Raw genomic sequence first — 26,393 nt, 5'->3', positions numbered from 1 at the left:
GCCAAACCCGGAAATTCCTGCCCGCAAGCTCAACAGCCGAGAAAACGCGGGGAAAATATTGCTTGAATGGACCGACTACGGCTTTCAAGGCACTTCCCCTGGTCGGCCGTCGCCTACCGCCGATTTTCGGTGGCAATCCACCCGATCCACTATCGAAAATGGGGGGCAGCCGCTATACCAGCCTCGGCAGCGGGCAAGTGCATCATGAGGCATGGGCAATTTCGAGGCGAGCGCATTCAACTTCGCTAAACAAGATCCGCCGCATGAAACTTGCCGAAAACAGCGAGCCCGAAAATTGAGCCGGCTTTCATCCCTCAGACAGCAATTCTCGCCTTCGCGGATCAACAACTACTTCTCCATCCTTTGCTTCTTTTTTCCGCCGGTCCTGGGGTCGGTGGTCAGCTTTGTGTTCAATGGCGGAGGCCTTTCGTCCGCCCTGCTGATTGCTTTAGGGAAAAGGCGCTTCAACGCCGACCGGCCCATGATCTGGATGACGGTCGCGATCTATGCCTACTGCGCCGCCAATCTCCTGGCGTCCATCGTCAACAACTCGTTCGTCCGGGATGCGCCACATCTTATCCCGCTCGTCACCTTCCTGTTTTTTCCCGTGTCCTATTCGACCTGGAGCATCACGCAGAAAACCACGCTTGCCCGCATCGTCGTGCTTTCCAGCATGGCCGCCTGCTTTGTCGCGCTGCTCATGGCCGTCATCCAGCAATATTGGATTGGCGTCAGGGCCGAGGGGGGAGCCGGAAATCCGATCGTCTTCGCGACCGTCGTCTGCCTTGCCGTGGTGATGTGTGTGGCTGGCGCCTTGTCCAGTATTGAGCAAGCCCGGACACCCCTCTTCTACGCGACACTGGCCGGGACGATCGCCGTCATTTATTCCGGCTCGCGTATCGTCTGGCTGGCACTGCTGATCGCCGGCATCGCCGTCATGCTGATCAACCGGCACAGGCTCAGAGGCAGGAATGCCGTTCGCCTGCTGCTGCTGCTGGCAGCGGTCGGCGTCGTGATCGCCGCTTCCAGCTTCCAGGCGATATCCGGGCGGGTCGACTTTTTGCGCTCCGATTGGGGTGCGCTTGGAGCCAGCGGCAATTACGACACCTCGTTGGGAATACGTGTTGCGCTTTGGGAGATCGGCCTCAAAGCATTCCATGACATGCCACTGTTCGGGCACGGTGTGGGTGCAACCCAACTTCTGATCAAGCAGGGCTTTCATGAGCAGTTCGCGATGGACACAGGCTTCAACCATTTCCACAACGGCTTCCTGACCGCCTTGGTGCAAGCAGGAATTCTGGGCGCTGTGACGCTGGCAGCGATCTTTATCGTTGCCGCTGGAAATGCCGCCCGGGTCTTGCGAAACAGCAGCGATCCGAACGAGCGGTTCGGCGCCACCATGATTGTCGTCGTGGTGATCACCTATCTGACGGCCGGAATGACAGGCATCCTGGTCGGCCATGACATTCTGGACTCGGTGCTGATGGTCTTCCTGGTGAGCGGAACATATCTCGCCTCCGGACGCCATGTTCCCTTGCCGGAAGAGCAGGCACTTGCACCAGTCACGCAAGAGCTGTTTCGGGCAAGGCCATGAAGATTCTGGTCACGGGCGCGACAGGTTTCATCGGGCGTCTTGTCGTGCGCCACCTTCGCCAAGCCGGTGCCGAGCTTCGCCTCGCCTCCCGCCATCCCGAGAGGCTTGGTTCGGGGAACGAGACTGTGCCGATGCCCGGTTTCGACGCGCCGGCGGCCGCCTTCCTGGAACTGACCCGGAATGTGACTGACGTCGTCCATTGCGCCGGCCTCAACAATGATCAGGGAAATGCAACCGAAGCCGATTACCAGGCGGCCAATGTGGAATTGAGCGCGCGGCTGGCGCATGCCGCGGCGGCACAGGCCAGCGGACGTTTCATCCATCTCTCCTCGATCCGAGCGGTGATCGGCGCGCGCGTCAGCGCAACGATCGACGAAGACACGCTTCCTGCCCCACAATGCGCCTATGGACGCTCGAAGCGCGAAGGCGAGATCAAGGTTTTGGAGGCCTACGCGTTACACGGCCGCTCCGACGCCGCCGTGTTGCGCCTGCCTCCGGTTTATGGAAGCGGCATGAGGGGAAATCTGGCAACGCTGATGCGCCTTGCCGATACGCCGCTGCCGCTGCCGACGGGTGCCTTGACCGGAATCCGCTCGCTGATGTCTTCCGAGGCTGCGGTGCGAGCAGTGTCGCACCTGCTCAGCCATTCCGGACCGCTTCGCCCGATCTATGTCGGCGCCGATGTGCCGCCGGTCGCCGTCGAGGCCGTTATCGCCGCCTTTCGCAAGGGGTTGGGACGGCCTGTGCGCCTGATGGCTGTGCCGGCCGGCCTGATACGGCCGGTCGTGGCCGCGCTCGGCAGGCGGGCGTTCTGGGACAGCCTGACCGCCACACAGATATGCGACCCCGCTCTGCTGGTATCGCAGGGGTGGACGCCTGAAGCCGGCACGCTTGAGCGGCTGGCCGAGCTGGCGCGGCTCAGCAGATCCTGACTTTCTTGCTTGACCATGATCTTTTCCAAAAACCGGCTTCCACTTTTTGGGATCATGGTCTGCTCAGCTTCGGTAGAGCGTTCCAAACAGGATCCGAAGGTCGAGCCAGAACGACGCGGTGCGGAGGTAGGCAGCATCCGTTTCGGCCAAGAGCTCCGGGTTAGACATGTCGATGCCCCTGATCTGGGCCAGGCCGGTTATGCCCGGCAGCGCCGCCAAAACCCCCAGCCGCCTGCGACACTCGATCAATTCCGTTTGGGTCGGCAGGCAGGGGCGCGGCCCGACCAGGCTCATTTCGCCCTTCAGGACGTTCCAGAACTGCGGCAGCTCATCGAGCTTGAACTTCCGCAAGACCTTTCCAACCGATGTCACGGAATCCGCCGGCGCCTCATGCGAGGGTAGCGACGGCGTGCCGACATACATCGTGCGCAGTTTGTGGCAGCGGAAAAGCCGGCCGTCACGGCCGACCCGCACCTGTGAAAAAATAGCCGGGCCCGGCGACGATGCCCGAACGGCAAGGACGGTGAGCGCCAAGACAGGAGATGTCGCCACCAGCAGCAGAGCCGCACCGGCAAGATCGAAGATTTGCTTGGCTGCCTTCATGAACGGCCGATAGTGCTCCCTGCCGAAGTCCCAAGGCAATGCCGCAGGCCAATGCCGTCAATCCGACCGACGTAGCATGAGCCGATCTCTTGACCAAGCGCGCCACGCAGCCGTCGCAATGTTCAGATGCGCCCCAGGATGAAGGCGAGATAGAGCCCCAGGTTTCCGGAGACGGTCTGCCGATAGACGCCGCTTTGGCGCAAGCCTGCCAAGCGGCGGGAAAGGCCGCCATTGCGCCCGCGGGTGAAAAGGTCGAGGCACGCCATCGCGTCCTCGGTCAGGAGGTCGCGATTGACGGCGAGACCGTCCAGGTTGAGGTCCGTCCAGCCGGCGAATTCCCCCTTGAACAGGCGGCCGAGCCGGGACACCCTTGCCTTCCAGGACACGTTGGCGCCGACCAGGTTTGCCGCGTGCTGCCGGTAGCGCACCAGCGGCCGCGGATCGTAGCGGACGATGCCGCCGGCGGCGGTCACGATGAGATAGGCCCACCAGTCGTGGCTGACGAAGCCGGTCCGCGTGGAGGCCCTGGCCAGCAGGTCGCGTGCCGCCTCGTTGAGCAGGATGGTGTTGCCGCCGGCGATGCTTTGCACAAGCGCGTTGCGAAAGGATGGCGGCCGGGCAAACAGCGGCGAATGGCCGACAAGGCTCCCTGTTTCCGTCATGGTCGCCGTTCGCGAACAAAACATCAGCGGGGTATTCGCATCCTGGGTCCGCATCCAGTCGATAGCGCTCTCCAGCCTGTCGGGCTCCCAGATATCGTCCTGGTCGCAGAAGGCATAGCAGTCCGCCTCGATGCGTCGATCGACGATCATGGAGCGGAAATTGGCGGCGAAGCCCTGCCGCGGCCCCTCTACCAGCGTCATTCGACCCTTGGGCCGCCAGCGGGATTTCCATGTCTCGATGATAGCGGTCGTGCCATCGGTGGAGCCATCGTCGGATATCCACAGGTCAATCAGAGGGTGCGACTGCTCGAGCAGGGACTGCAGCTGCTCCTCGATGAAGGCGGCGCCGTCTTTCGTGCCCATCAGGACCGCGATGCGCAGATCATCTTTGCTCACGAGCAAGATCGCTTTCTGAATTCTGAACCGGGCCTAGCTCGCCTGCCCCGCCGTTTTCGGGATCGCGCCCTGATGAGGGCTTTCCCGGGTCTTCTTGGCGCGGTCAAGGCTTGCCAAAGCGGCGAGCGCGGCAGCCTTGTCCTGGTTTTTCGCCGACTGCTGCAGCGCCGTGAGCGCGACCTGGACATCCGACCATTCCACGACGTCCGTGCTGAGGCCGAAAATCTTCGAGATGCCGAGTTCGACGAGTTCCTCGTCTTCGCCATGCAGCGTTTCGTGGAGTTTCTCGCCCGGCCTTATACCGGTGAACCGGATCGCGACGTCCTTGTATGGGCTCTTTCCGGACAAGCGGATCATCGTTTCGGCCACTTCAAGGATCGGCACCGGCTTGCCCATGTCGAGCATATAGACGGCATAATCGTCTCCGCTCTGCCGCGACGCGGCATCGGCCGCCGACATGATGACGAGATCGACGGCTTCGGCCACGGTCATGAAATAGCGCGTCATGCGCCGGTCGGTGATGGTGACCGGCCCTCCGGCCTCGATCTGCGCCTGGAATATGGTCGCCACCGAACCATTGCTGCCGAAGACATTGCCGAACCGTACTGCAATGAACTTGGTGGCCGGGCGACGGCCGCTTGTCTCGCCTGCCGGCGTGCCATGCAAGGCGCTGATGATCTGTTCGGCGGCCCGCTTCGTCATGCCGAGCACTGACGAGGGATCCACCGCCTTGTCGCTCGATATCAGGACAAATTGCGCAACCCCGCACTTGGCGGCAACCTCGGCACAGACGAGCGTTCCGAAGATATTGGTCTGGATGGCCGAATCCCAGTTTTCCTCGAGCAGCGGAACGTGCTTGAGCGCCGCGGCATGAAAGATTATGTCCGGCCGGAATTCCGTGACGACACGCATTATCTGGCGCCGGTCCGCGACATCGACGATGCGGACCTTGAGGCGGTCGTGGTCCTTCTCGTCAACATACTGGCTCAGCTGGAAAATGCCGAACTCGGAGTTGTCGGCGACCAGCACGGCCTCGGCTCCCAATTCCAGCGACCTCCTGACCAGCGTCTGGCCGATCGAACCGGCACCGCCGGTCACCAGAACGCGTTTGCCGCCGACAAAGGCGCCGATGCGCTGGATGTCGGCCGCGACCGTCGGCCGGCGCAGGATCGTTTCCATCTCGACGGTGTCGAGAACCAGCTTTCCGTGCTGTTCCAACTCCGAAAGGCCTGAGAACTGCACCACATTTATGTCGCCGTGCCGGGCAATGCGCACGAGTTCCGAATACTCCTCGATTTCGTGCTCGGCGCCGCTGCCGAAAATCAGCAGGTCCAGGCTTTTGGTGCCGGTCGCATAATCCTCCAGGACATCGATCAGGCGCGGCATCGTCGCCACCACGGGAACACCTTGAATCCGCGTGCCCAACGGTGCGCCGCGCTCGGTCGCCATGATGCCTGCGATGGAATAGTCCGCCGGTTGCGCCGTGCGGGTGAAGCGAATAATCAGGTCGGCTTCGTCGAGCCGGCCGACGAACAGAGCGCGCTTGGCCTGCCTGCTGTCGGTCTTGCGGCTCAGAATCCCCCAACTCGCGCCGTCACGCAGGAAGCGGTAGAACAGCCGGGGTGCCGATATGATGGTGAAGGAGACGAGGAAAAAGACGATGAACTGACGCTCGTTGAGCCCCGCCACCGGCCGGTAAAAACGCAGCAGCAGCGACGCCATATAAAGAGTGAACGTCAAAATCGCGCAGCTCTTCAGGATGTTGAAAAAGTCCGGCGTCGAGGCGAAGCGCCAGACGGTGGTGTAGAGGCCACTGTAGCGGAACAGCAAATGGCTGATAACGACGATGCCCGCCCATGTCGCCAGACCCTCGTTGGAGAGCGCGTCGAACGAAAGATTCGACCGCGAAAGGATAAGGCTGAGTGCCACGGCGACCAGGACCATGACCACGTCCTGGACCATGATGAAGGCGCGCCGCATCTGTGGCCTGAGCCCGAACACAGCTTCTAGGTTGGAATTCATTGGACGGCACTAGACTCCAGGCTCAAGGGCATCGACACCAGCGAGGTGCGAACACGAAGTTACTTCGCGACCAATCACCTTGCTCAAGTGCCATCCCCGGCCCCCGCCGTCCTGTATCGCATACTGCGGGGGCGAGGGCATAGCTAGAGGTTTTTTCGGGAAGAGGCTTCCAGCGGAGAACATGGATCATGCTCGGGCGATTGCCGTAAAGTCAACATTACCAAACGCTAATAGATAAGCCACACAGCATCAGCATGCGTTCAGTTTTGCCGCAGTTGACTCTGCTCCCCACCGCGTTACGACGCAATGCGTTGCCATATGCCCACCGAAATGGCTATTAGAGACGGGCTTGGTGGTTCGCTATGGCCAGCGAAGAATAATGCGCCAGAACAACGGATTGCGATACTCCCAGCTATGATTGCGGCACTAAACGGCGCTTTTGACGACATCTCAAAAGCCATGAGATTACACCGGGTCTGGATCGCGCTTGCCCACGAGGACATCGGCGACCAGCACAGACGCACGACGCTCGGCCCGCTTTGGATGCTGGTCAATTATTTCGCTTTCGTCGGCACTTTTGTCTTTGTTTTCGTGACCACAGACGCCAGCAACCCAAGCTATATAGCCTATGTAGCCATCGGCATGCTGGTCTGGTTCTATCTCACCGAAACCATCACCATGAGCGTGTCGCTCTTCCAGCGAGAAGCGAGCTTCATTCAAGGCACGACGCTGCCGTTGTTCGTCTATGTGATGCGATTGACGATGCAATGCATCATCAGGGCTGCTTATTCGTTGGCGGGTTGCGTTCTTGTTCTGCTGCTGGGCGGTTACGGAATCAGCACGAATTGGCTGCTATCGCTGCTGGGTCTGCTGCTCATCATCCTGGCAACGCCTGCATTCGTAACGGTTTTTGCGTTCCTGGGCGCATTCTTTCCCGATAGTGAGTTCATCGTCGGGAATCTGATGCGGGTCGGCATGTTCTTCACGCCGGTCTTCTGGGTCTATAGCGGCCAGGAAGGCGTCCAAAAGTATGCCTATCATTGGAATCCCTTCACCTATTTCCTGGAGGGCGTGCGTGAGCCGATCACGGCCGGCATATTTCCGACGCACGCATTGGCCGTGGCTGGTTACATCAGTCTCGGCCTATGGGCTCTTGCGCTGCTGTTGCTGGGCCGTTATCGCAAACGCATCGTTTTCCTGATCTGAGTTCCATGACATCCATCCAACTGAACAATGTCAGCCTCGTTTATCGTCTGTTCGAAAAACTGACACTTTCGGCGCCTGGCCGGCGTCGCAGCGCTCTTGGCGGCAATATAGCCAAGTCGGGCACCAAGCAGGTCGTGCAGGCGCTCGACGATGTCAGCTTCGAACTCAGGGCAGGCGACCGGTTGGGCCTTGTCGGCCCGAATGGCGCCGGCAAGACAACGCTGCTCAAGGTTCTATATGGAATCTATCAGCCGTCGGGTGGCACGATATCGATCGCGGGCAAGGTCGATGCCCTGTTCAACATCAACATAGGGTTTCGCCCCGAGGCCACCGGGCGCAGGAACATCGTGCTGAGAGGATTGATCAGTGGCTGGACGGCGGCCGAGATCGAAGAGAAGATGGAAGAAATAATCGATTTCAGCGAACTGGGTGACTTCATCGACCTGCCGTTCAAGGCGTACAGCCAGGGCATGGCGGCGCGCCTGGCATTTGCGGCGGCGACCACGCTCGAGCCCGAAATTCTGCTGATGGATGAATGGATTGGCGCCGGCGACGCATCGTTCCAGGAAAAAGCCAAACAACGGATGAACCAACTGGCGGAAAAGGCCGGCATCATCGTATTGGCCAGCCACGACGAAGCGCTCATCGAGCGCGTTTGCACGAAGAAAATGACGCTTCGGGCTGGGCGGATCGAGTCTCTGGTTTAAAAGCCGCCTCGCGATCAATTGGCTTGATATCCAAAGTTCTTCAGGTCCATGCCGTGAATGGCAGCCAGCCGGTGTTAAGAAAAAAGAGAAGAGGGTGGATTGTCAAAGCTTATCATCCAGATCCCATGCTTGAATGAGGAGGGGACACTCGCCGTCACGCTTGCTGATCTCCCACGTCAGGTCGAGGGTTTCGACCAGGTAGAGTGGCTCGTGATCGACGATGGCTCCACTGACCGCACAGTGGAGGTTGCCCGGGAAAACGGGGTGGATCACGTGGTCTCGCTGCCCCACAATCAGGGGCTTGCCAAAGCCTTCATGACCGGCATTGAGACGGCGTTGAAGCTCGGCGCCGATGTTATTGTCAACACCGATGCGGACAACCAGTACGATGCCTCCTGCATTCCCGATCTTGTCCGGCCCATACTGGACAAAAAGGCCCTGATCGTCGTCGGCGCAAGGCCGATCAGCGAGATAGAGCATTTTTCACCCGTCAAGAAATTTCTGCAGAAGCTTGGAAGCCTGGTCGTCAAGCTTGCCAGCGGCACGACGGTTCCCGACGCGCCGAGCGGTTTCCGTGCCATCCACCGCGACGCGGCGATACAGCTCAACGTCTTCAACCGCTACACCTATACGCTGGAAACGATCATCCAGGCGGGCCGCAGGAACATTCCGATCACCTCCGTGCCGATCCGCGTGAACGGCGATCTCCGGCCCTCGCGGCTGGTCAAGAGCATACCAAGCTATGTGCGGCGCTCCCTGATAACGGTCGTGAGGATCTTTGTCGTCTATAGCCCGCTGCGCTTCTTTTCGGTGTGTGCGGCCATAGTCGCCACGCCGGGTTTGATCATGATCGCCCGGTTCCTTTTCCATTATCTAAGGGGTGAAGGCAGCGGCAACATTCAGTCGCTGGTTCTCTCCAGCGCCTTGCTTGCCCTGGCTGGCATCCTCGCCATGAGCGGTATCCTTTCCGAACTGATCGCGGTTAACAGGCAGATCCTCGAAGAAATCAGGATCAGGCAACTGCAACAGGAACATCGGGAAAATGCATTGATCCGCTCGCTTTCGATAGATCGCGAAGGTTCCAAGGTTCAGGCAGGTAAAATAAGCGGAATAGCGTAGATGAACGAAGCGCCAGCAGCCTACGATAACGTTCCGGGCAATTACTACGACAAATACAATACCCGGAATCCGATCGCACGATATCTCATGGATGGCTTTCTAAGCAGTTTCGATATGTTGACGGCGAAGACAGGCGTCCGCAACGCTTACGAGGTCGGCTGCGGCGAGGGAAATTTGTCCATTCGCCTTCACGATCGGGGGTGGAATGTTCGCGGCAGCGACCTGGAATCCGTCAGTGTTTCGGAGGCTAATGAGCAATGCACGAAGCGTGGGCTGGAGCCAATATTTGAAACACGCTCGCTTTTCGACCTGACACCCGAAGTCGCTTCGGCCGAACTGGTGATCTGTTGCGAAGTTCTCGAGCACATCCCAGATACCGAACAAGCCCTTGCGATACTCAAATCGCTTGCCAAACCTTACCTTCTAGTCAGCGTGCCACGGGAGCCTGTCTGGCGGGCACTTAACATGGCCAGAGGTAAATACATCTCAAGCCTTGGAAATACGCCAGGCCATATCCAGCACTGGTCGTCCGCATCGTTCATCAACCTGTTGGGCAAATCGCTGGAGGTCGTGGAGGTCCTCAAGCCGCTCCCTTGGACCATGGCCCTTTGCCGTTGTGACTGAGACAATGCAGACGGCACCATCAGCCAAAAGCAAAAAGCTGAATTCAATAATTCGCGCCGGGGGTCTGATTGTCAGCCTTGCCGCGCTTGTCTTCGTAGGATTGGCGATCCATCGCTCCTTCGGCGACCTGCAACGACAACTCATCTCACCACTTTTTCTGATCGCCATACCGGGCTGCGCCCTCGCCTATGCTGTCATCCTGCAACTGGTCGGCATCGCCTGGTATCGCTTCCTGGTTGCCGTTGACGGGCCGTCGCTTGGGCTGGGTCGTGCGCTTGGCATCTTTGGGAAGACGCAGATCTACAAATACCTGCCGAGCAACGTGATGCATATGGTTGGCCGGTTTGCCCTCGCCCGCAATGCCGGAGCATCGAACAAGGCGCTTGCCTTTGCCCAGATAGGGGAATTGTCCATTATCGTCCTTGCCGCAGGAACGTTGGCCGCCTTGCTGGCATGGCCGGTTTTCCAGGATGCCTATGCGCGCTATGGTCTCGATAACCCTAGATTGCTTGCGGGAATAATCGCCGCCGGGCTTTTGGCGCTTGCCGTCGGGACAGCGCTTTTGTTTCGCTTCAGGATCGCCGGCATCGGGAGAAGAGCGCTAATCGTCTCTGCCGAAGCCTTTCTTCTCTATGCACTGTTTTTCATCGGCAATGGGTTGCTGATCGTTGCGCTTTCCAGAACCCTGGACGATGCGGGGCATGTGGCCGAGCTGGTCGGCATAGGAGCGGCTGCCTGGCTCATTGGCTTTGTCGTTCCGGGAGCGCCGGGTGGGCTTGGGGTGCGTGAAGCAGTCCTGATCATGGGGCTTGCCGCCGCGGGCCTGCCGCCTCCGGCAGCCACCGCGGTTGCTCTCGGCAACCGGCTCGTCACCGTTCTCGGAGACTGCCTGGTCGCCCTGGTGGAATTGATATTGCAAAAGGGGAAGAACGCATGAACACGCAAATGGGGGAAGCGCCCGTGCAAAACAGCCATTTGCTGGGAGAGACCCCATTTCTGCGACACCTCATTTCGATGATGCTTCTTTTCGTCCTCGTCCTGGGGATTGTTGGCGTCAATCCTTTTCGGCAAACGCTGGCACCAATGGATCTGCTGCTGGCTTATCCAGGATGGGACAATGCTGGGATCGACACCCCACTTATCAATGCAGAGCGTTCTGACGCGCTGGATCACCGCCTGCCGAACTGGCGAGAGTTTAGGCGAGAGTTATGGGAAGGACATCTCCCACTATGGAACCCCGTCCATCAACTGGGCGCAACAGGCATCCAGTCGCCGATCTACGAAGGCCTTTCAATACCCTTTCTAATTTATGCGCTAACCCCCAATGAGGCCATGGGCTACACGTTCGCAATTCTTACCAACTATCTCCTGGCTGCCTTTGGCACTTATTTCCTGCTGTTCTTCATGTTCAGTAATCGCAGGGCGGCAGTTTTTGGCGCCATGGTATTCGCATTTTGCGGTTTCAACATCGCATGGGCACATTGGCCGCACCTGACAACGAGCGCTCTTATTCCATGGGTTCTCGCCACTCAACTCCGATACTGGCAGACAGGCCGTTTGAGTTGGGCCTTAGGATTCACTTTCAGCGTAGCCTTGATGGGCCTAGGCGGCTTTCCATTTGTGGCCCTCCTTGGTGCCATCTCGTCACTGATACTGGGAATCGTAGTTCTTCTTGCCGAACTCAGGAGCATCGGCATCAATCAGCTCCCGATCAGGCGAATTGTCGGGCTCGGCTGCGCAGGCATTGCCGGTGCATTCCTAGCCCTCCCCGGCCTCTTGCAAACCAGAGACATTCTCGATTCAACCGATTTGTCTAGCCGAACAAGTGGAACAGCATTCTCCCCTTACGACATTATCTATATGTTTGGCTCTGATTTTTCAGATCATTTAGGTGTCGAGCGCACTTTTTCGGCTGGAATACCAGCCGCCCTACTCACTATCCTTGCGATATACATAATCTTTCGGACACGAAATCGATTCGCCCTCTTTGGATTAATCATTGCAATATTCACAATTGCAACAGCATTTGGCGCAGCGCCTGCCAACCTCGTGAAATTAATCCCTGGATTCGATTTAAACACCTGGAGCAGAGCATCTATACTTTTTGGATTATCAGTAGCCATACTCTCTTCCTATGCGATTAATTACATATCTCCCACATCCCCAAAATACGAGCCTTATTACAAATCACATTTCGTTCTGTTCATATGCCTACTTCAGGCAATTAATCTCGGCTACTGGTTCAGGCAAATCAATGCGAGACCCGACATCGAGACATTCTTCCCAGAAACCCCGTCAATATCATATGTGTTGTCTAAAATTCTTCCTGGTCAAAGCATTGTTTCCGATGACAGCTTTCTTGTTTCTGGTTCTTTGTCGAACTATCGATTGCCAGAGTTATTTGCTCATGGCTTTCGCACCGATGCTCAAAAGAAAATAGCTCAGGACATAGCGCCTTCTTATCAGACAACATATACCGCCTCCGTCATTCAATGCTCGGACATTAATTTCTCCAGCCGAGGAATTACCTATGCTGCTGTCCGATTTTTTCTCGTCAAAGGTGGATGCGCCACCGAATTGGCACATGAAACCTCTGGAACTGGTCAAAGGCCCACCCTCCCCCTCAACAAGGGCGCCCTCACAGGTGACTTGTTAATCGACAAGCCCATGAGCGCCACGAACGTACAGGTGTTATTCGGAACATATGATCAGGACTACGCCCCTTCGGCATTGACGTTTGACCTTTACAAAGATGAGCTTCTGGTAGCTCACGCCGAATTACCGCCGAAGGCGATACGAAACAATCAATTCGCCACATTTCAATTCAATCAAGATGTCCCCCTTGTGGCCAGCACCTATCGGTACGTCATTTCGATGACCAAACCCGACAGCCAAAAGTTACTCAGTGCATGGGCCTTCGAAACCGCCGGAGGGGCAACCTATCAAGTTGGGTTGAGTGTATTTCCCGGCATCCCAAAAATTAGAGTTATTGAGAAAACTCATCTTCCTCAAAATTTCTCTATCACGCCGGTGGAGCCGGGCATCGATGTTGTCGAAAATCACGCGGTTCTAGGCTCAGGCTATTATGTGCATGGGTTAGACGGGCAACCGGAAGCAGATTTTGGCTCGGTGCGACTTGCAACATATCGACCGGATGACGTGACAGTGGAATATTCAGGCGCAACACATGGGTGGATCATTTTCCCCATCCGCACCAACAAATATTGGCGAGCCACGCTGGATGGAAAGCCCGTAGAGCTAAAAAAGTTTTTAGATTTTTTTCCTGCCGTTGAGGTGAATGGGCGAAGCAAAATTCGTTTCTATTATGATAGCAGTTATCTGCTGAGAACGCTGGAATTCTGCATTGCCGGCTTTGTGGTTTCGGTCATTCTCCTAATCATGGTGAATGGCAGAATTTTCAGGCTACAAACGGGCACCGGAAAAAATGCTTGAAGGGAGTCTCAATTATACGACCAACCTCTTAATCGGCACGTTTCTTTAACAAAGACTTCTTACCGCTCCAGCCCTTCCGACTGACTTTGGGTAATCTGCACGAATTCATCGTCCGAATGCCGAGATGTAGAAGAGCGGTCTGCTTTAGCGCGACAAGATAGCAGTGAATTCATTTCGGTTACGCGATGTCGCATGCACTTTCGACGGGCGTAATGGCGAGTAGCCGAGTTCATATAAGGCTTGGATGTCGCGCTGAAAGCCGTCCGGTGTAAACTGCCATGCGTGGACATCGACATAGCCGCCATCGGCTTGCTTATATTCTTCAATCGCAACGCGTACGCGGTTCACAATTTCTGAAGATTGCAACGGGGTACCATGGTCACCCTGCCAATGCCGAACGCAATCATTATGCACAGTCAGGGCGCGATGTTCGATCACACTAGCGAGACTGTGCGTTCTGCGCTGCGAAAAATGTGCGTCCAGAAAATCGGCAATCGTGGATTCGGGAATGAAGTGATCAAAGCAATAGCGCTTGTCCGGAACGATCACGTAGTATCGTCCGCCATCGTCCAGGATATTTGCGACCTGCTGAAGATGGTGGATCAAATCGGGTTGGTGTTCGATACAGTGACAACTGATCGCAGCAGCGAACCTGTCGGGAACCACCGAAAGATCGCCGACGGGTGACGTGTAGTGAATTTGTGGAACAGCCTTTATTGGATACCCGATCTGCTCGGCCCTGGCGACCAATTGTTGACTATCAAGGACGTCGAAATACCGAACGTTTCCGCCAGTCACCTGGGGGTTACAGAACGGGCCGATTTCGAGGATCGAGCGGTTTGATCTCACTTCATTTAGAAAGTGCTCGCGCAATGACATGCGCGTGCCCAACCGCCCCTCTTGAGCGCCATGCTTCATAAAATGATCGTGGAGATGTTCGTCGCTCATATGAGCCAAATCGGCATAGCTGTTTCGATAGAAATCGACATCCAGATAAATGCCCATCGTCGCCATATTCTCTTGAATCATATCTTGGTACCGGGAACGTTTGTTCAGCACCTTCGGCCTTGATTTCGAAAGGCCATAGCCCCTCATATCTTTTCAAATGTTTGGAGAAATTCAGAAATCAGCTTGCCGCCGGTGACGATGTCGATCTCAGGTATCAGGCTGATGTCGACGTTAGGATCGTTGGCATAGTGTTGCATTAGGGAAGCGCGGTCAGCATGGTCCACATAGGAAACGTCGTAATGCGGCTTCCGTAGAAGTGCGGCATGCAAGGGGCCATATTCGATGCCCTTTCCGGCAAGGTTCAACGCCGAGGTAATGTTCTTGGTGCGCGGCTCTAGCGCTGAGGGAGACTTCCGGAAGAACCGCATCTGATTTTATTTCCTCATCACATACATAGACTGGCCGAGCACATGCTCATCGAGAACCGAAGCGTCGGCGTCGAATAATTTCTTCACATTGAAGCCGACCCTGGCCATTCTATCCTCTCCGATGTCAGCCTAGCGAGAAATCTTCGCGCCCTCTTGTCAAGTTCGGCGAATAGAAAGGATCATGTTCAATGATCTTTTTCCACCGTCTTTGCATATACATAATCTCACTCTTGAAACGCGCCATTTTTTCCGGAGCATCCTCGGCGCCGCGAGAGATGCTTTCAAGGTGGTAAAGCTCCGCATAGGGCGTCCAGACGTTTGTGTAGCCCGCTTCCTGCACTTTCAGGCAAAGGTCCACATCGTTGAAGGCGACCGTCAGGTCGATCTCATTGAGGCCCCCGACCTCTTCGAACACGCTTTTGCGGATCAGCAGACAGGCTGCGGTGACAGCGGAGAGGTTCTGCAGGACCTTCAGTCTGCTAAAATATCCTGGATGATGGCGCGGGAAGTGCTTATGCGAATGACCGGCGACACCGCCCACTCCAACAATCACCCCGCCATGCTGAACCGTGTCATTGGCATAATAGAGCTTGGCGCCGACACAACCCACATCCGGCTGGACGGCCCAGGAGGCCATTTCCGTCAGCCAGTCCGGCGAGATCACCTCGATGTCGTTGTTGACGAGGCCGATGATCGAGCCCTTCGCTTTTCCCACGGCGAAATTGTTGATCGCGGAATAGTTGAACGGCTTGTCGTAACGGAGCACACGGACATTCTTCGCTTTCTTCAGTTCCCTGAAATAAGCGAGCGTCTCCTCCTCCATCGAGCCATTGTCGACCACCAGAATCTCGTAATTCCCGTAGGTGGTCTTTTCGCGGATGGACTCCACACAATTGCGAAGGAGTTCAACCTTGTCGCGCGTTGGGATGATCAGGCTTACGAGCGGCTGCGGTTCGGGGACGAAAAACCGAAGGCGGTAAAAGGGTGTGCCGGGAGCTTCCTCAGCTTTCGCCGGGATATTCATGCGTTCGACATGTTCTTCCAGCGCACGCAACCCAGCCACATAGGCGTAGCTTTTCTGCGAACCGCCAAGCGCTGTCGAGCCTTCCACCGCGCGCCAATGGTAGAGCACCTTCGGAATGTGCCTAATTCTTTCAGGGCCAATGCGCTCGAAGACGCGCAGATTGAGATCATAGTCCTGGCTGCCCTCGAAGCCGGGGCGCCAGCCGCCGACGGCGCGGATATTTTCCGCCCGGTGCACGGTGAGGTGATTCAGATAGTTCTGTGAGCGGAAAAGCTCCCGCGAGAAATCCGGCTTGAAACAGGGGGCATAGCGCCTGCCTTCCGCATCGATCTTGTCTTCATCGCTGTAGATCAGTTCGGCGTCAGGATGGCGATCGATTTCCAGCACGATCTCGGCCAGCGCGTGCGAGCGCAGAAGATCGTCGTGGTCGAGCAACGCAACCCACTCGCCAGTAACCAGTTCCAGGGCAGAATTGGATGCATGCGAGATATGGCCGTTCTTATCGCGAAAGACGATTTTGATGCGCGGATCGCGTTTCCTATATTCGTTCAAAATGCGCCGCACATGCGGCTCCGTCGAGCAATCGTCCGCTATGCACAACTCCCAGTTCTCATGGCTCTGGGCGCGGACGCTCTCGATCGCCCCCCGCAGGAGGCTCTCTGGAGTATTGTAGACAGGCATGAGTACCGAAATGAGCGGCGGCTTCTCCAACAGAGCCAACCGCCGCCTCATGTCCGCAACGTCGAGGTCCGTTGGCGTATCGTTGAGCGCAATCCACCCTTCATATGTAGCACCCCCCAGTGCGCCTCGTGCTTCCGCGGATCGGAGGGTGGCCGCAAATCCCCTGAGGCCGCCTTGCCTCAAGATTTTTACAGCACGCGCGGCAAACCGCCCGAGAGAACGAGGGCTTGTCAGGTGGCGGGAGGCTAGCCCGGCGACAAGACGAGCATAATATTCGATCCGCCCCAGCCGACGCAGCCGGACACGGCCGATCGTGATCTGGCCGGCACGGTCGCTTGGATCGAAACGCAGGTTCAAGGCTGCTACATTAAGCGGGAAGGTCGCCGCTGCCAGGCCTTTGCCGTTCAAAAGAAACCGCAGATCGATCCGTTCGATTTCGTTGTACCCCCTGCCGCTGTCAACATAGAGGCGCGCGTCAGTCAACGCGTCCGTTTCAGCCGGGACGCGTACGCTGAGCCTGTAGTGTCCGGGGGGCAAAGGCCGGGAGCCCGGACAGAGGAGTTCGAACTGCGGATCATCGCCCGTTATTGTCCACTCCGTCGCCCCCTTGCCCAATGGCACGCCTTCCAGGTGATGAAGTGCGTTGAGCGTAATGGTCCGTCCGGCATAAAGAATTGCGTCAGTTGGGGGTGACACAAGCCTCTTCCAGATCGATCGGTATCGCCAGGTCCGGCTGCTGTGAACCAATTCGATTTCGTGATTCAAAAGGGCCATCTGCCGGTCGCGTTCCTGCAGCTTATGTTCGCGCTCCTGCAACTCACGCCGAAGCGTCGCGATGTCCTGGTCCCTTGCGGCGAGATTCGCGCCGGCCAACTGCAGTGCTTGCGCGGCCACGCGGAATTGCTCACGCTCGACCGTCAGCGCAGCAATCTCTTCTTCCAGCGCAGCGATCTCTTCCTCGCGACTTCTGACCCGCTCGCTTATCTCGACCATCTCACCGGAATAGGCCTCGATGCGTGCTTCCTGGCTTACCACCAACGCCCTGTTGGTTTCGATTTCCGCTTCCATGGTCGTCGTTCTCAGCGACCATGGGTTTCCGGTTTGGTCAGTCGCCTTGCTCCTCGTCTCGTCGAGAGCAACCATGCCCTCGTCGGCGAGCGCGACCTGCCCGTGCACGCTACGCGCACCCAGGACGTTTTCCGGAGTTGGCAACTTCGTTACAATGCAAAGCGAATTCAAGAACTCGACGGAATGAACCGATGCGAGAGAAGCTTCGTTGAATGCGACTTGGTGCCTCTCTGCGAAAGTCGCCAAGGCATCGACCCGACGGCGATCCAGCCCCCAATGCTCATGGTTGACCACATCAAGCAGGCGCTTGAAAAACGACATCGAGGAAAGCGGATCGTACAGACCGCCCTCGAACTCCTGCCAATAACTGCAATGCAGATCTTCGGCGATGTACATGCCCCCTTCGGAAAGGTGGGGGAAATATCGCGCGAACGAGCGTATTATATCCGAAGACAGGTGCGATCCGTCATCAATGATAATATCGAATTTTTTCGACCGCGAAACGATATCGCGCTCGACTTCATCAGTGTTGGCATCACCTATGGATATCTCGATCCTCTTGTCGTCGAAAACAAGATTTCCGCAGTCTGCATTTACATCGCAGCCAAGAATAAGTTCCGCATTGGGGAAATATTTCTGCCATATCTCCAGGGAGCCGCCGTTCTGAACTCCGATTTCCAGGATTCGAACCGGCCTGTCTCGATACTCTGAAAAAATATGGTCATAGGTGCTGAGATAGATCGACCATTTATCCGACACTTTGCCGCGATGCGCGTCGTACAGGTCACGAAGTGAAACGTCCTGCTTTGCAGGCCGTGCCGTTTTCGCTTTGGTGCGTGCCTTGCCAGCAGGCATCCCATCGCGCACGGTCTCGGGTGACGAGTGCTTGTTCATGCCGTCAATGCCTGTTTCGTCTCACTGTCGAGAAGCCGGCGCACCACCGCCTCGGTCGATTGACGCCAATCCGGTGCGTTCCAGCCGAAGATGGAGGCGAATTTCGCGTTCGATAGCCGGGAATTGGCGGGGCGGCGCGCCTTGGTCGGATAGTCCATCGTAGCAATGTCCCGTACCCGCGCCCAAGGACCACCAAACACGCGGCTTGTGTCCAGGATATGACGGGCAAAGCCGCTCCAGTTGGCCTCGCCGGTTCCGGCCAGATGATAGAGGCCGGATGTGGCGGCGCCCTCCTGCAGCTGTGCCGCCGCGTGCAGGATCGCGTCGGCGATATCAAGTGCCGATGTTGGATTTCCCCACTGATCGGCCACCACCGCGATCTCGTCGCGGTCGGCGGCCAGCCGCAGCATGGTTTTCACGAAATTCTTGCCGAACGGGCTGTAGACCCATGCCGTGCGCAGGATCAGATGGCGCGGATTGGCTGCTGCAACCGCCTGCTCGCCGGCAAGCTTGGAGGCGCCATAGACGCTGGTTGGTGCGGTCGCGTCGGTCTCGACATAGGCGGCGTCCTTGGTGCCGTCGAAGACATAGTCGGTCGAAAGATGGATGACGGGAACGCCGAGGCGGCTTGCTGCTTGCGCCACCTTGCCGGCGCCGACGGCGTTCACCGCGAATGCCAGATCGGGCTCGTCTTCGGCCTGATCCACCGCCGTGTAGGCGGCAGCCGACACGACGATATCAGGCTTCGCGGCCGCGATGGCTTCGATCACCGTGTCGGGTTTTGCCAGATCGAGTTGCGGACGGCCAATGGCGATGACCTCAACGCCGGCGGCCCCCTGGCCGGCCTCCAGGAGGCTTGCCGCGACCTGCCCGTCGCGTCCGGTGACAACCAGCCTCACGCCGCCCCCTTGCGTGCTTCGCCCAGCCGTTCACCGGCATAGCGCTGCTCGCGGATCGGTCCCCACCACCATTTGTTGTCGAGAAACCAGTCGACGGTCTTGGCGAGGCCGCTGTCGAAATTCTCATTGGGCGCCCAGCCCAGGTCCCGGCCTATCTTCGAGGCGTCGATGGCATAGCGGCGATCGTGACCGGGGCGGTCGGTGACGAAGGAAATCAGGTCGCGATAGCTCTTGCCCCCTGCCCGCGGCCGCCTGCTGTCGAGGAGATCGCAGATCGTCTCGACGACGCCAAGGTTCGTCCGCTCGGAATTACCGCCGACATTGTAGCTTTCGCCCGGCAGTCCCCTGGTCGCGACAAGTTCCAGCGCGCGCGCGTGATCCTCGACGAACAGCCAGTCGCGCACATTGGCGCCGGCGCCATAGACCGGCAGCGGCTTTTCATCGAGCGCATTGAGGATGACCAGCGGGATCAGCTTTTCGGGAAAGTGATAGGGTCCGTAATTGTTCGAGCAGTTGGAAAGCACGACCGGCAGGCCATAGGTTTCGTGCCAGGCCCGCACCAGATGGTCCGAGGCCGCTTTCGAGGCTGAATAGGGCGAGGATGGCGCGTAGGGCGTTTCCTCGACGAACATGCCGCCATCGAAGGGAAGATCGCCGAACACCTCGTCGGTCGAGACATGATGGAAGCGGAAATGACTCTTCCTGTCTTCGGGCAGGCCGCGCCAGTATTCCAGCGCGGCATTGAGCATCTTGTAGGTGCCGACGATGTTGGTCTCGATAAAGGCGCCCGGCCCATCAATCGAGCGGTCGACATGGCTCTCGGCGGCAAGGTTCATGACGATGTCGATATCGTCGCGCCGGAGGATGTCGAGCACGGCCCTTTCGTCGCAGATGTCGGCCTGCGCGAAGCGATAATTGTGTGCGTTCTCGATCGGCCGCAGCGAGGCCAGGTTTCCCGCATAGGTAAGCTTGTCGAGATTTGTCACCCGATAGGCCGGGTTGGCGCATAGATGCCGGCACACCGCCGAACCGATAAAGCCAGCACCGCCCGTCACCAGAAAATTCATGCCGCTGTCCTCAAATAACCCATCAGGCGAACACCTCGGCGGCAGCCAGCAGCGGCGCCTTGAGGTCCTTGTCCGAGAGCTGGAACCCGCCGGTCAATGACGGCCATTCGATGCCGATGGCGGGATCGTCGAAACGGATCGACCGGTCATGCGCCTGTGAATATGTGTCGGTCACCTTGTACAGGACCTCGGTGTCGGGCACGAGCGTCACGAAGCCGTGCGCGAAGCCTTTCGGCACCAGTATCTGATTGCCCTTTTCGGCCGACACTTCGAGAGCGACCCATTTTCCGAAGGTTTTCGAGCCGCGGCGAATGTCGACCGCGACATCGAGAATGCTGCCCCGGATGACGCGCAGCAGCTTGTCCTGGGCGCGGGGCGGAAGTTGGTAGTGAAGCCCTCGCAAGACGCCCGCCGCGGCGGAATAGGAATGATTGTCCTGCACGAAAGCCAGGTCTATGCCGGCCTGCGAAAAGCGCTCGGCATTGTAGGTTTCCACGAAGAAGCCGCGCGCGTCGCCATGTCGCTTCGGAACGATTTCCAGCACGCCATCGATGCCAAGGGGCCTGACTTCCAACACCTAGCCCTCCGAAAGGTCGACGACACGCCGGCGCAGATAGGCGGCATATTCATTCTTGCCCAAATGGTCGGCGCGACGCAGAACCTGGTCCACGGTCAGCCACCCCTGTTCAAAGGCGATCTCTTCGGGACAAGCGACCTTGATGCCCTGGCGGTGCTCGATGGTGCGCACGAATGACGAGGCCTCATGCAGGCTGTCATGCGTGCCGGTGTCGAGCCAGGCAAAGCCGCGCCCTAACCGATGCACATGCAACTGGCCACGCTCGAGGTAGACATTGTTGACCGCCGTGATCTCGAGCTCGCCGCGCGCCGAGGGCCGGATGGCAGGGGCGATGTCGACGACGTCGTTGTCATAGAAGTAGAGACCGGTGACCGCCCAGTTGGATTTCGGCACCTGCGGCTTTTCCTCGATCGTCAGTGCCGTTCCCGTGGCCTTGTCGAAGGAAACCACGCCATAACGCTGGGGATCCTCGACATGATAGGCGAACACCGAAGCGCCCTTTTCGCGCGAGGCAGCGTCGCGGCAAAGCTGCGACAGCCCATCGCCGAAATAGATGTTGTCGCCGAGGATCATCGACACGTTGTCCTTGCCGATGAAACTGCGGCCGATGATGAAGGCTTCCGCCAGCCCGTTGGGCTGCGGTTGCTCGGCATAGGACAGGTCGAGGCCGAACTCCGATCCATCGCCAAGCAGTTCGCGAAAAACCGGCAGGTCACGCGGCGTCGAAATGATCAGAATTTCGCGGATACCCGCGAGCATCAGAACGCTCAGCGGATAATAGATCATCGGCTTGTCGTATATCGGCAGAATTTGCTTAGAGACGGCTAATGTTAGTGGATAAAGACGCGTTCCACTGCCTCCAGCAAGGATAATTCCTTTCAAGAAGCTCTCCTCGACATGCCTGAACCCCCCGGCCCTAGCCGCCCGTGCTTAGGTTCCATGCAGTGGCTTGTCAATCTCGGCGTTCGGCAAACGACCGGACCAGATTTCGGCAGCAACCCCATAGCCCATTCCAGGCAAATCCAGTCTCTCATCTTGCCAGAGCCGACGGCCTGACGGGAACAAGCTGATTGTCATCTAGGACCTCGGTCGACTCGCCTCTTTGGCTGAACCGCTCAGCGAATCCTTGTGAAAGATGATGCCATTCATATGGGCGAAAGTCATCGCAAGTGCTGCCGTTCGCATGGGATAATCGACCAGGGAATAAACGAGCAGAAACGATACCCAAAAAAATACCCACAAATACCCAAATATGCGGGACCATGTGATTTCAGAGGGGCGCAGCTACTCGTCTGTCCAGATCACGCGCCTTTCCCATCTGATCTCAACCAACCGTCGGAACCGGATCGTTTCGAGTTCCTGCCCCACCGGGTGAAATAGCTCGGCGTCCATCGAGTCTTTGCGCCCGCATATTTGGCAGCGAAGCTTAGTGCGCAACTGGTCAATGGTGACGTTGCCGATCACCTCTCGAAGTTCCTTCGGCTTGTAGAACCGTTTGACATTGCAAAGGCCGCATCGGACCCGCGCCACTTGTCCTGCGTTGTCCGCATGCATCAAGGTCCACGGGACGCCTTTTGGCCATTTGTGTTGTTGTTCCGGCATCATTCCAAATGAGGAAAATATTCCTCTGCGGTCAAGAGAGGGAATTGACATTTGTTCCCTTTTCGTTCACTATTGGACCAACTCCCGCTACGAGGCCAAAATGCCACTTCGCTTGATCATCGATGGTGCTTCACCCGAGGAATGCACTCACGGGATAGCCGCGGCCGAGGCGGTTTTTAGAAATTCCGGAGTTACTTACGAGGATTCTATGAGCGGTGTGCTTGCACTTGAGTTGTGGGATAGGAAGGGGTTTCCAGTGGGCGAGAAGCCGAGTGAGGAAGAGCAAGCAGCCGCAAGCGTTTGGTTCCTGGCTGAGCGCGCCGCTTGCGAAGCTTGCTGCGCCGGATGGCCCGAGGAAAAAGTTGTTCGAAATCGCGCCTTGGCTGTTGGACCCGGTGAACCGAAAGTGAAAACGGTCAATCCGGCGACGTGGCCCGATAGGAAGCGGCTCTATCCTCAGATCATAGAGCGTCTTGAAACGGCAGTCGGACCTGATCGGCAACTAGACATCGACATCTGCTATGTGATGGGTTGGGTTAATGAGCCCGGAACGCCGGAAGAGGCAGCCGAAATAGGTCTGCCCTATCTCACCGCTAATCTAGCCGAGGTAGCCGCAATTACTGAGAAATCCCTCAAGGGCTGGAAGATCGCGGTCGACCAAGAGCCCTGCGATGCCCGGATCATTGATTTGCACGAAGATGACGACAGGAGTGTGGCGGCATGGCGTTACTTTGACGGCAGCGTTCAGATGGATAAGCCGCCGGCCAACACTGCGATTGCTCTGACGCTAGCGGCTATGCGGCTTCAGGCAATTAGCTTTCTTGATCAGGCATGGTAACCCGCAGCCGGAGCATCCCGACGCCATCGGTCATCGACCGGAATTGGCCGCACCAGGTTGCGTTACCCGATGATACCTGCACGGACCGGAACTTCACCATAATCACAAAGTTCTGTCAGGAACGGGGATTCATGTACCAGACCAGGCAGGTGCAAGCGGTATGGCCGAATGGAAAGTATAGAGAATACCGGCTCTATTGCTTCGCCGAAGCTACAGCGGCAGCAGCGTTCCGAGATCATTTCGAGGGCGTCATGTTCGACCCGAAGCGCGATCGAGAAAATGGCAATGTGCGGGGCATCTGGCGCCGCACCGGTGAGTATGGGCGAATCCTTGATCTCGGTCCGCTCACTGTTCCCGAGATCCTGCGCGACTAGGGGCAAGGCATGTGCGGTCGCTACACCAGATACCTGACCTGGTCGGAAATCCACCGGCTCTATAGGCTGACGGCGCCAGCGGAGATCGGCCGCAACGACGCTCCTCGCTACAACATCGCGCCGACCGAGGAAGTCCCGTTCGTCACGGCCGGCGAAAACGGCAGTCACAAGCTCCGTGAGGGCCGCTGGTGGCTCGTGCCGTTCTGGGCGAAAGAGATGCCCAAGGCTGCAATGTTCAACGCCAGGATCGAAGGCGTCGATACCGCCCCGGCCTTCCGTGATGCGTTCAAGTCGAAGCGCTGTCTGATCCCGGCCGACGGCTTCTACGAATGGACCATCTCGCCAGCCGACGGCAAGAAAGACCCTTGGCATATCTACTTGCCCGGCCACGCGCCGTTCTCATTTGCCGGCTTGTGGGCCTACAACTCCAACCTCGACATCACCAGTTGCACCATCATCACCGAGCCCGCCGGTGACCCGATGAAGAACCTGCACGATCGGCAGCCGGTCATCCTCGACCATGCCTACTATGATGCGTGGCTGGATCCGGCGACGCCCAAGGGCGACTTGAAAGACATTCTCAGTCACGACATCGACGGCCAACTGCAGTTCAATCGCGTCGGCCGCGACGTCAACGCGACGCTGATCAACAAGCAGCCCAACGACCATTCCGCCTTGGTCGGGCCGATCAATCCTCTCTAACTATGCTGATTTGCGGCTCTTGGCCTTTGGCCGGTCTTGGTTGATGCCTTCCTTGGCGAGGCTCTTTCGAAGAACCGAGGCCAGGTCGACCACGTTCTCCTTGGGTTTCGGCGCCGGTTTCGGGGGCTTTTTGCCCTTGCGCTTGGCGTCGATCATGGCAATCAGCGCATCCTCGTAGGTGTCTTCGAATTTCGAAGGATCGAACTTCGTCACCTTCTTGTCGATGAGAAGTCCTGCGATTTCGAGCAAATCCGCATCGTCTTTTGGGCTTTTCACGTCATCGAAGACAGTGTCTTCCGACGTCATCTCATTGTGGGTGCGCAGCTCGGTCAGCAACATCCCCTTACCAAGGGGTTGGATCAACACTTCGCGCCCGCGCTGATAGAGTACGACGCAAGAGCGTGCCGCGACGCGCTTCTTGGCCATCGCGTCGCGCAGGACGGCAAAGGCCTCCAGGGAAGCGCCATCTGCCGGGATCAAGTAGTATGGTTTCTCCAGATAACGTGTGTCGATCTCGGCAACCGGAACGAAGGAATCGACATCAAGCGTATGCTGGGACGTCAGTTTCAGTTTCTTGATCTCGTCCGGCTCGACGTGGATGAAATCGCCCTTGTCAGCTTCGTAGCCTTTGATCTGATCTTCGGCTTCGACAACATCGCCGGTCTCTTCGTCGACATAAGCACTCTTGACGGGTAAACCGTCCTTGCGGTTCAAAATCTTGAAGTGGATCTTGGATGCCTCGCTTGTGGCACCAACTATCTTCACCCCGCATGACACGGAACCGACCTCAGAAAGCCCTTCCAGACCGCGCGTGGCGCCACCATGCCGTTTCTCCTAGACGTGCCGATGTCGGCACAACGTCAGCCACACGGTTCTGTTCCGCGACGTGGGCAGCACTCCTTTTCCGCAGCCCAAGAATTATTCCTCCCGGTAGTCCAACAGCTTCGCATGGCGAAGCTTCTCCTCGCCTTTCAGGAACCGCACGCGACCGACCAGACCAGGCTTGAGCCATTCGGCCTTTTCTTTCTTTAGACCGATGGGCACTGGTCCGCCGACTTTCCCTTGCACCCGATCCCAAAGTCGCTGGCGCTTGTCGGCTTTAAAGGCAACGAAAGCGCCGCCGGCATAGCGACCTTTGTCGGCCATCAGCACCATTGCGGGCTTTCCCGCCTCGCGCTGCACGCCAATGATGTCCATTTCCTTTTCGGCATAGCACTTGATCTTGCGCCAGTTCATCGTCGGTCCGCTGCGGTAGACGCTGTCCTTACGCTTTGAGACCATGCCCTCCAGCCCTGCCCTGTCGACTAGGTGATAAACCGCGTCGCCAGTGCCGGGCATGGCTTTGCTGACCTGGATGCGGCCAACGGCTGGAACCAGTTCCTGCAGGATTTCGCGGCGGTCTTCCACCGGCATGTTGCGCAAATCATGCCCGTTCAAGTGCAGAAGATCGAACGCCACCAGATACAGGTCGCGCGACGGCTTACGGCGGGTGACGGCTGACTGCAGGGCGTGAAAATCGGACAGGCCGGCCTCATTGACCGTGATTGTCTCGCCATCAACGATGAAACTCTCCGCCTCGATTGCCTCCGCCTCTCCGGCAAGTTCGATATAGCGGCTGGTCCAGTCGTAACCGTTCTTGGTGAACAGCCGAACTCCATTTTCATCCTTGATAATCTGAGTGCGATACCCGTCAAATTTGATCTCATGAAGCCAATCGTCCCCCTGCGGTGGCGTGTCAACCAGTTCGGGCTCCATGGGCTTGATGAACTTCAGAGGCATGCGCTGACTCGCATATTGCGATTCAATTAGCGCTCGCTAAAATAGTTCCGGAACATTTTAGACGAATTGAAAGTTCGACAGCTATGACAAAGCTAGGCGCACTCGGGCCGCCAATAACAGGTTACCGTCCCCGCCCAAAATACGCCTTGTACCACTCGACAAACCGGCCGACGCCCTCCGTCACCGTCGTCGTC

At 57.6% G+C, this 26,393-nt stretch carries 22 protein-coding genes and 1 pseudogene; 11 read left to right on the top strand and 12 right to left on the bottom strand.

The window, feature by feature from the left end; genetic code table 11:
* Positions 1–295 precede the first annotated feature (295 nt).
* Both EN943_RS09640 and EN943_RS09635 read left to right on the top strand, forming a co-directional pair.
* Positions 296–1,594: an O-antigen ligase gene (locus EN943_RS09640; protein ID WP_127412421.1), complete on the top strand. Its 1,299-nt coding sequence runs from the start codon at positions 296–298 to the stop codon at positions 1,592–1,594.
* A complete protein-coding gene (locus tag EN943_RS09635; RefSeq protein WP_127412410.1) occupies positions 1,591–2,526 on the top strand; it encodes an NAD-dependent epimerase/dehydratase family protein in 936 nt (311 codons plus the stop codon). The genes EN943_RS09640 and EN943_RS09635 overlap by 4 nt, the downstream gene beginning before the upstream one ends.
* Before the next feature lie 63 nt (positions 2,527–2,589).
* Here the strand turns inward: EN943_RS09635 and EN943_RS09630 are convergent, their stop codons facing one another.
* The 3 genes from EN943_RS09630 to EN943_RS09620 form a co-directional block, all read right to left on the bottom strand.
* Positions 2,590–3,129 carry a sugar transferase gene (locus tag EN943_RS09630; protein WP_127412409.1) on the bottom strand — a complete coding sequence of 180 codons (540 nt, stop codon included), beginning with the start codon at positions 3,127–3,129 and terminating at the stop codon, positions 2,590–2,592.
* A gap of 122 nt (positions 3,130–3,251) precedes the next feature.
* Positions 3,252–4,187 (bottom strand): glycosyltransferase family 2 protein, encoded by a 936-nt coding sequence (locus EN943_RS09625; RefSeq protein ID WP_127412408.1) that lies wholly within the window; start codon positions 4,185–4,187, stop codon positions 3,252–3,254.
* A 33-nt stretch (positions 4,188–4,220) separates the two neighbouring features.
* Positions 4,221–6,209, bottom strand: a complete 1,989-nt coding sequence (locus tag EN943_RS09620) for a nucleoside-diphosphate sugar epimerase/dehydratase (protein WP_164778132.1) — start codon at positions 6,207–6,209, stop codon at positions 4,221–4,223.
* Positions 6,210–6,527: 318 nt separating this feature from the next.
* Here EN943_RS09620 and EN943_RS09615 point away from each other — a divergent pair, with 318 nt between their 5' ends.
* From EN943_RS09615 to EN943_RS09590, 6 genes are all read left to right on the top strand, one after another.
* A complete protein-coding gene (locus EN943_RS09615) occupies positions 6,528–7,415 on the top strand; it encodes an ABC transporter permease (protein ID WP_245475678.1) in 888 nt (295 codons plus the stop codon).
* A gap of 134 nt (positions 7,416–7,549) precedes the next feature.
* Positions 7,550–8,122 (top strand): ATP-binding cassette domain-containing protein, encoded by a 573-nt coding sequence (locus tag EN943_RS09610; RefSeq protein ID WP_245475676.1) that lies wholly within the window; start codon positions 7,550–7,552, stop codon positions 8,120–8,122.
* A gap of 99 nt (positions 8,123–8,221) precedes the next feature.
* The gene (locus EN943_RS09605; protein ID WP_245475672.1) at positions 8,222–9,241 is read left to right on the top strand and encodes a glycosyltransferase family 2 protein; all 1,020 of its coding nucleotides are present in this window, start codon (positions 8,222–8,224) and stop codon (positions 9,239–9,241) included.
* Entirely contained in the window at positions 9,242–9,865 is a 624-nt protein-coding gene (locus EN943_RS09600) for a methyltransferase domain-containing protein (protein ID WP_127412406.1), read from the top strand. It begins immediately after the preceding gene.
* A 4-nt stretch (positions 9,866–9,869) separates the two neighbouring features.
* The gene (locus EN943_RS09595) at positions 9,870–10,802 is read left to right on the top strand and encodes a lysylphosphatidylglycerol synthase domain-containing protein (RefSeq protein WP_127412405.1); all 933 of its coding nucleotides are present in this window, start codon (positions 9,870–9,872) and stop codon (positions 10,800–10,802) included.
* Entirely contained in the window at positions 10,799–13,318 is a 2,520-nt protein-coding gene (locus tag EN943_RS09590) for a hypothetical protein (RefSeq protein WP_127412404.1), read from the top strand. Before EN943_RS09595 ends, EN943_RS09590 begins: the two co-directional genes overlap by 4 nt.
* A gap of 144 nt (positions 13,319–13,462) precedes the next feature.
* On the opposite strand, the gene EN943_RS09585 is transcribed toward EN943_RS09590, so the two are convergent.
* The 7 genes from EN943_RS09585 to rfbA form a co-directional block, all read right to left on the bottom strand.
* Positions 13,463–14,413, bottom strand: a complete 951-nt coding sequence (locus EN943_RS09585; RefSeq protein WP_245475670.1) for a hypothetical protein — start codon at positions 14,411–14,413, stop codon at positions 13,463–13,465.
* Positions 14,410–14,694 carry a hypothetical protein gene (locus EN943_RS09580; protein WP_127412403.1) on the bottom strand — a complete coding sequence of 95 codons (285 nt, stop codon included), beginning with the start codon at positions 14,692–14,694 and terminating at the stop codon, positions 14,410–14,412. The genes EN943_RS09585 and EN943_RS09580 overlap by 4 nt, the downstream gene beginning before the upstream one ends.
* 124 nt (positions 14,695–14,818) lie before the next feature.
* The gene (locus tag EN943_RS09575) at positions 14,819–18,361 is read right to left on the bottom strand and encodes a glycosyltransferase family 2 protein (protein WP_127412402.1); all 3,543 of its coding nucleotides are present in this window, start codon (positions 18,359–18,361) and stop codon (positions 14,819–14,821) included.
* A complete protein-coding gene (rfbD, locus tag EN943_RS09570; RefSeq protein WP_127412401.1) occupies positions 18,358–19,260 on the bottom strand; it encodes a dTDP-4-dehydrorhamnose reductase in 903 nt (300 codons plus the stop codon). The genes EN943_RS09575 and rfbD overlap by 4 nt, the downstream gene beginning before the upstream one ends.
* Positions 19,257–20,327, bottom strand: a complete 1,071-nt coding sequence (gene rfbB / locus EN943_RS09565; RefSeq protein ID WP_127412400.1) for a dTDP-glucose 4,6-dehydratase — start codon at positions 20,325–20,327, stop codon at positions 19,257–19,259. Before rfbB ends, rfbD begins: the two co-directional genes overlap by 4 nt.
* A 22-nt stretch (positions 20,328–20,349) precedes the next feature.
* Entirely contained in the window at positions 20,350–20,904 is a 555-nt protein-coding gene (gene rfbC / locus EN943_RS09560; protein ID WP_127412399.1) for a dTDP-4-dehydrorhamnose 3,5-epimerase, read from the bottom strand.
* On the bottom strand, positions 20,905–21,786 hold the full coding sequence (rfbA, locus tag EN943_RS09555) for a glucose-1-phosphate thymidylyltransferase RfbA (RefSeq protein WP_127412398.1): 882 nt from the start codon (positions 21,784–21,786) through the stop codon (positions 20,905–20,907). It abuts the gene before it with no gap.
* 928 nt (positions 21,787–22,714) lie between these two features.
* Between rfbA and EN943_RS09540 the strand changes: the two genes are divergently transcribed.
* The 3 genes from EN943_RS09540 to EN943_RS09530 all read left to right on the top strand — a co-directional run bounded on the left by EN943_RS09540 (position 22,715) and on the right by EN943_RS09530 (position 24,420).
* Positions 22,715–23,344 carry a hypothetical protein gene (locus EN943_RS09540; RefSeq protein WP_245475668.1) on the top strand — a complete coding sequence of 210 codons (630 nt, stop codon included), beginning with the start codon at positions 22,715–22,717 and terminating at the stop codon, positions 23,342–23,344.
* Between the two features lie 131 nt (positions 23,345–23,475).
* Positions 23,476–23,718 (top strand): hypothetical protein, encoded by a 243-nt coding sequence (locus EN943_RS09535; RefSeq protein WP_127412395.1) that lies wholly within the window; start codon positions 23,476–23,478, stop codon positions 23,716–23,718.
* A 9-nt stretch (positions 23,719–23,727) separates the two neighbouring features.
* Complete coding sequence (locus tag EN943_RS09530) at positions 23,728–24,420, top strand: SOS response-associated peptidase (protein ID WP_127412394.1); 693 nt, start codon at positions 23,728–23,730, stop codon at positions 24,418–24,420.
* On the opposite strand, the pseudogene EN943_RS09525 reads toward EN943_RS09530, so the two are convergent.
* Both EN943_RS09525 and EN943_RS09520 read right to left on the bottom strand, forming a co-directional pair.
* Positions 24,421–25,244, bottom strand: a pseudogene (locus EN943_RS09525) (Ku protein).
* 94 nt (positions 25,245–25,338) lie between these two features.
* Positions 25,339–26,199, bottom strand: a complete 861-nt coding sequence (locus EN943_RS09520) for an ATP-dependent DNA ligase (RefSeq protein ID WP_127412393.1) — start codon at positions 26,197–26,199, stop codon at positions 25,339–25,341.
* Positions 26,200–26,393: the final 194 nt, after the last annotated feature.

The organism is Mesorhizobium sp. M7A.F.Ca.US.006.01.1.1 (assembly GCF_003997935.1).
GTDB lineage: Bacteria > Pseudomonadota > Alphaproteobacteria > Rhizobiales > Rhizobiaceae > Mesorhizobium.
This window is presented reverse-complemented; position numbering and strand designations above follow the sequence as displayed.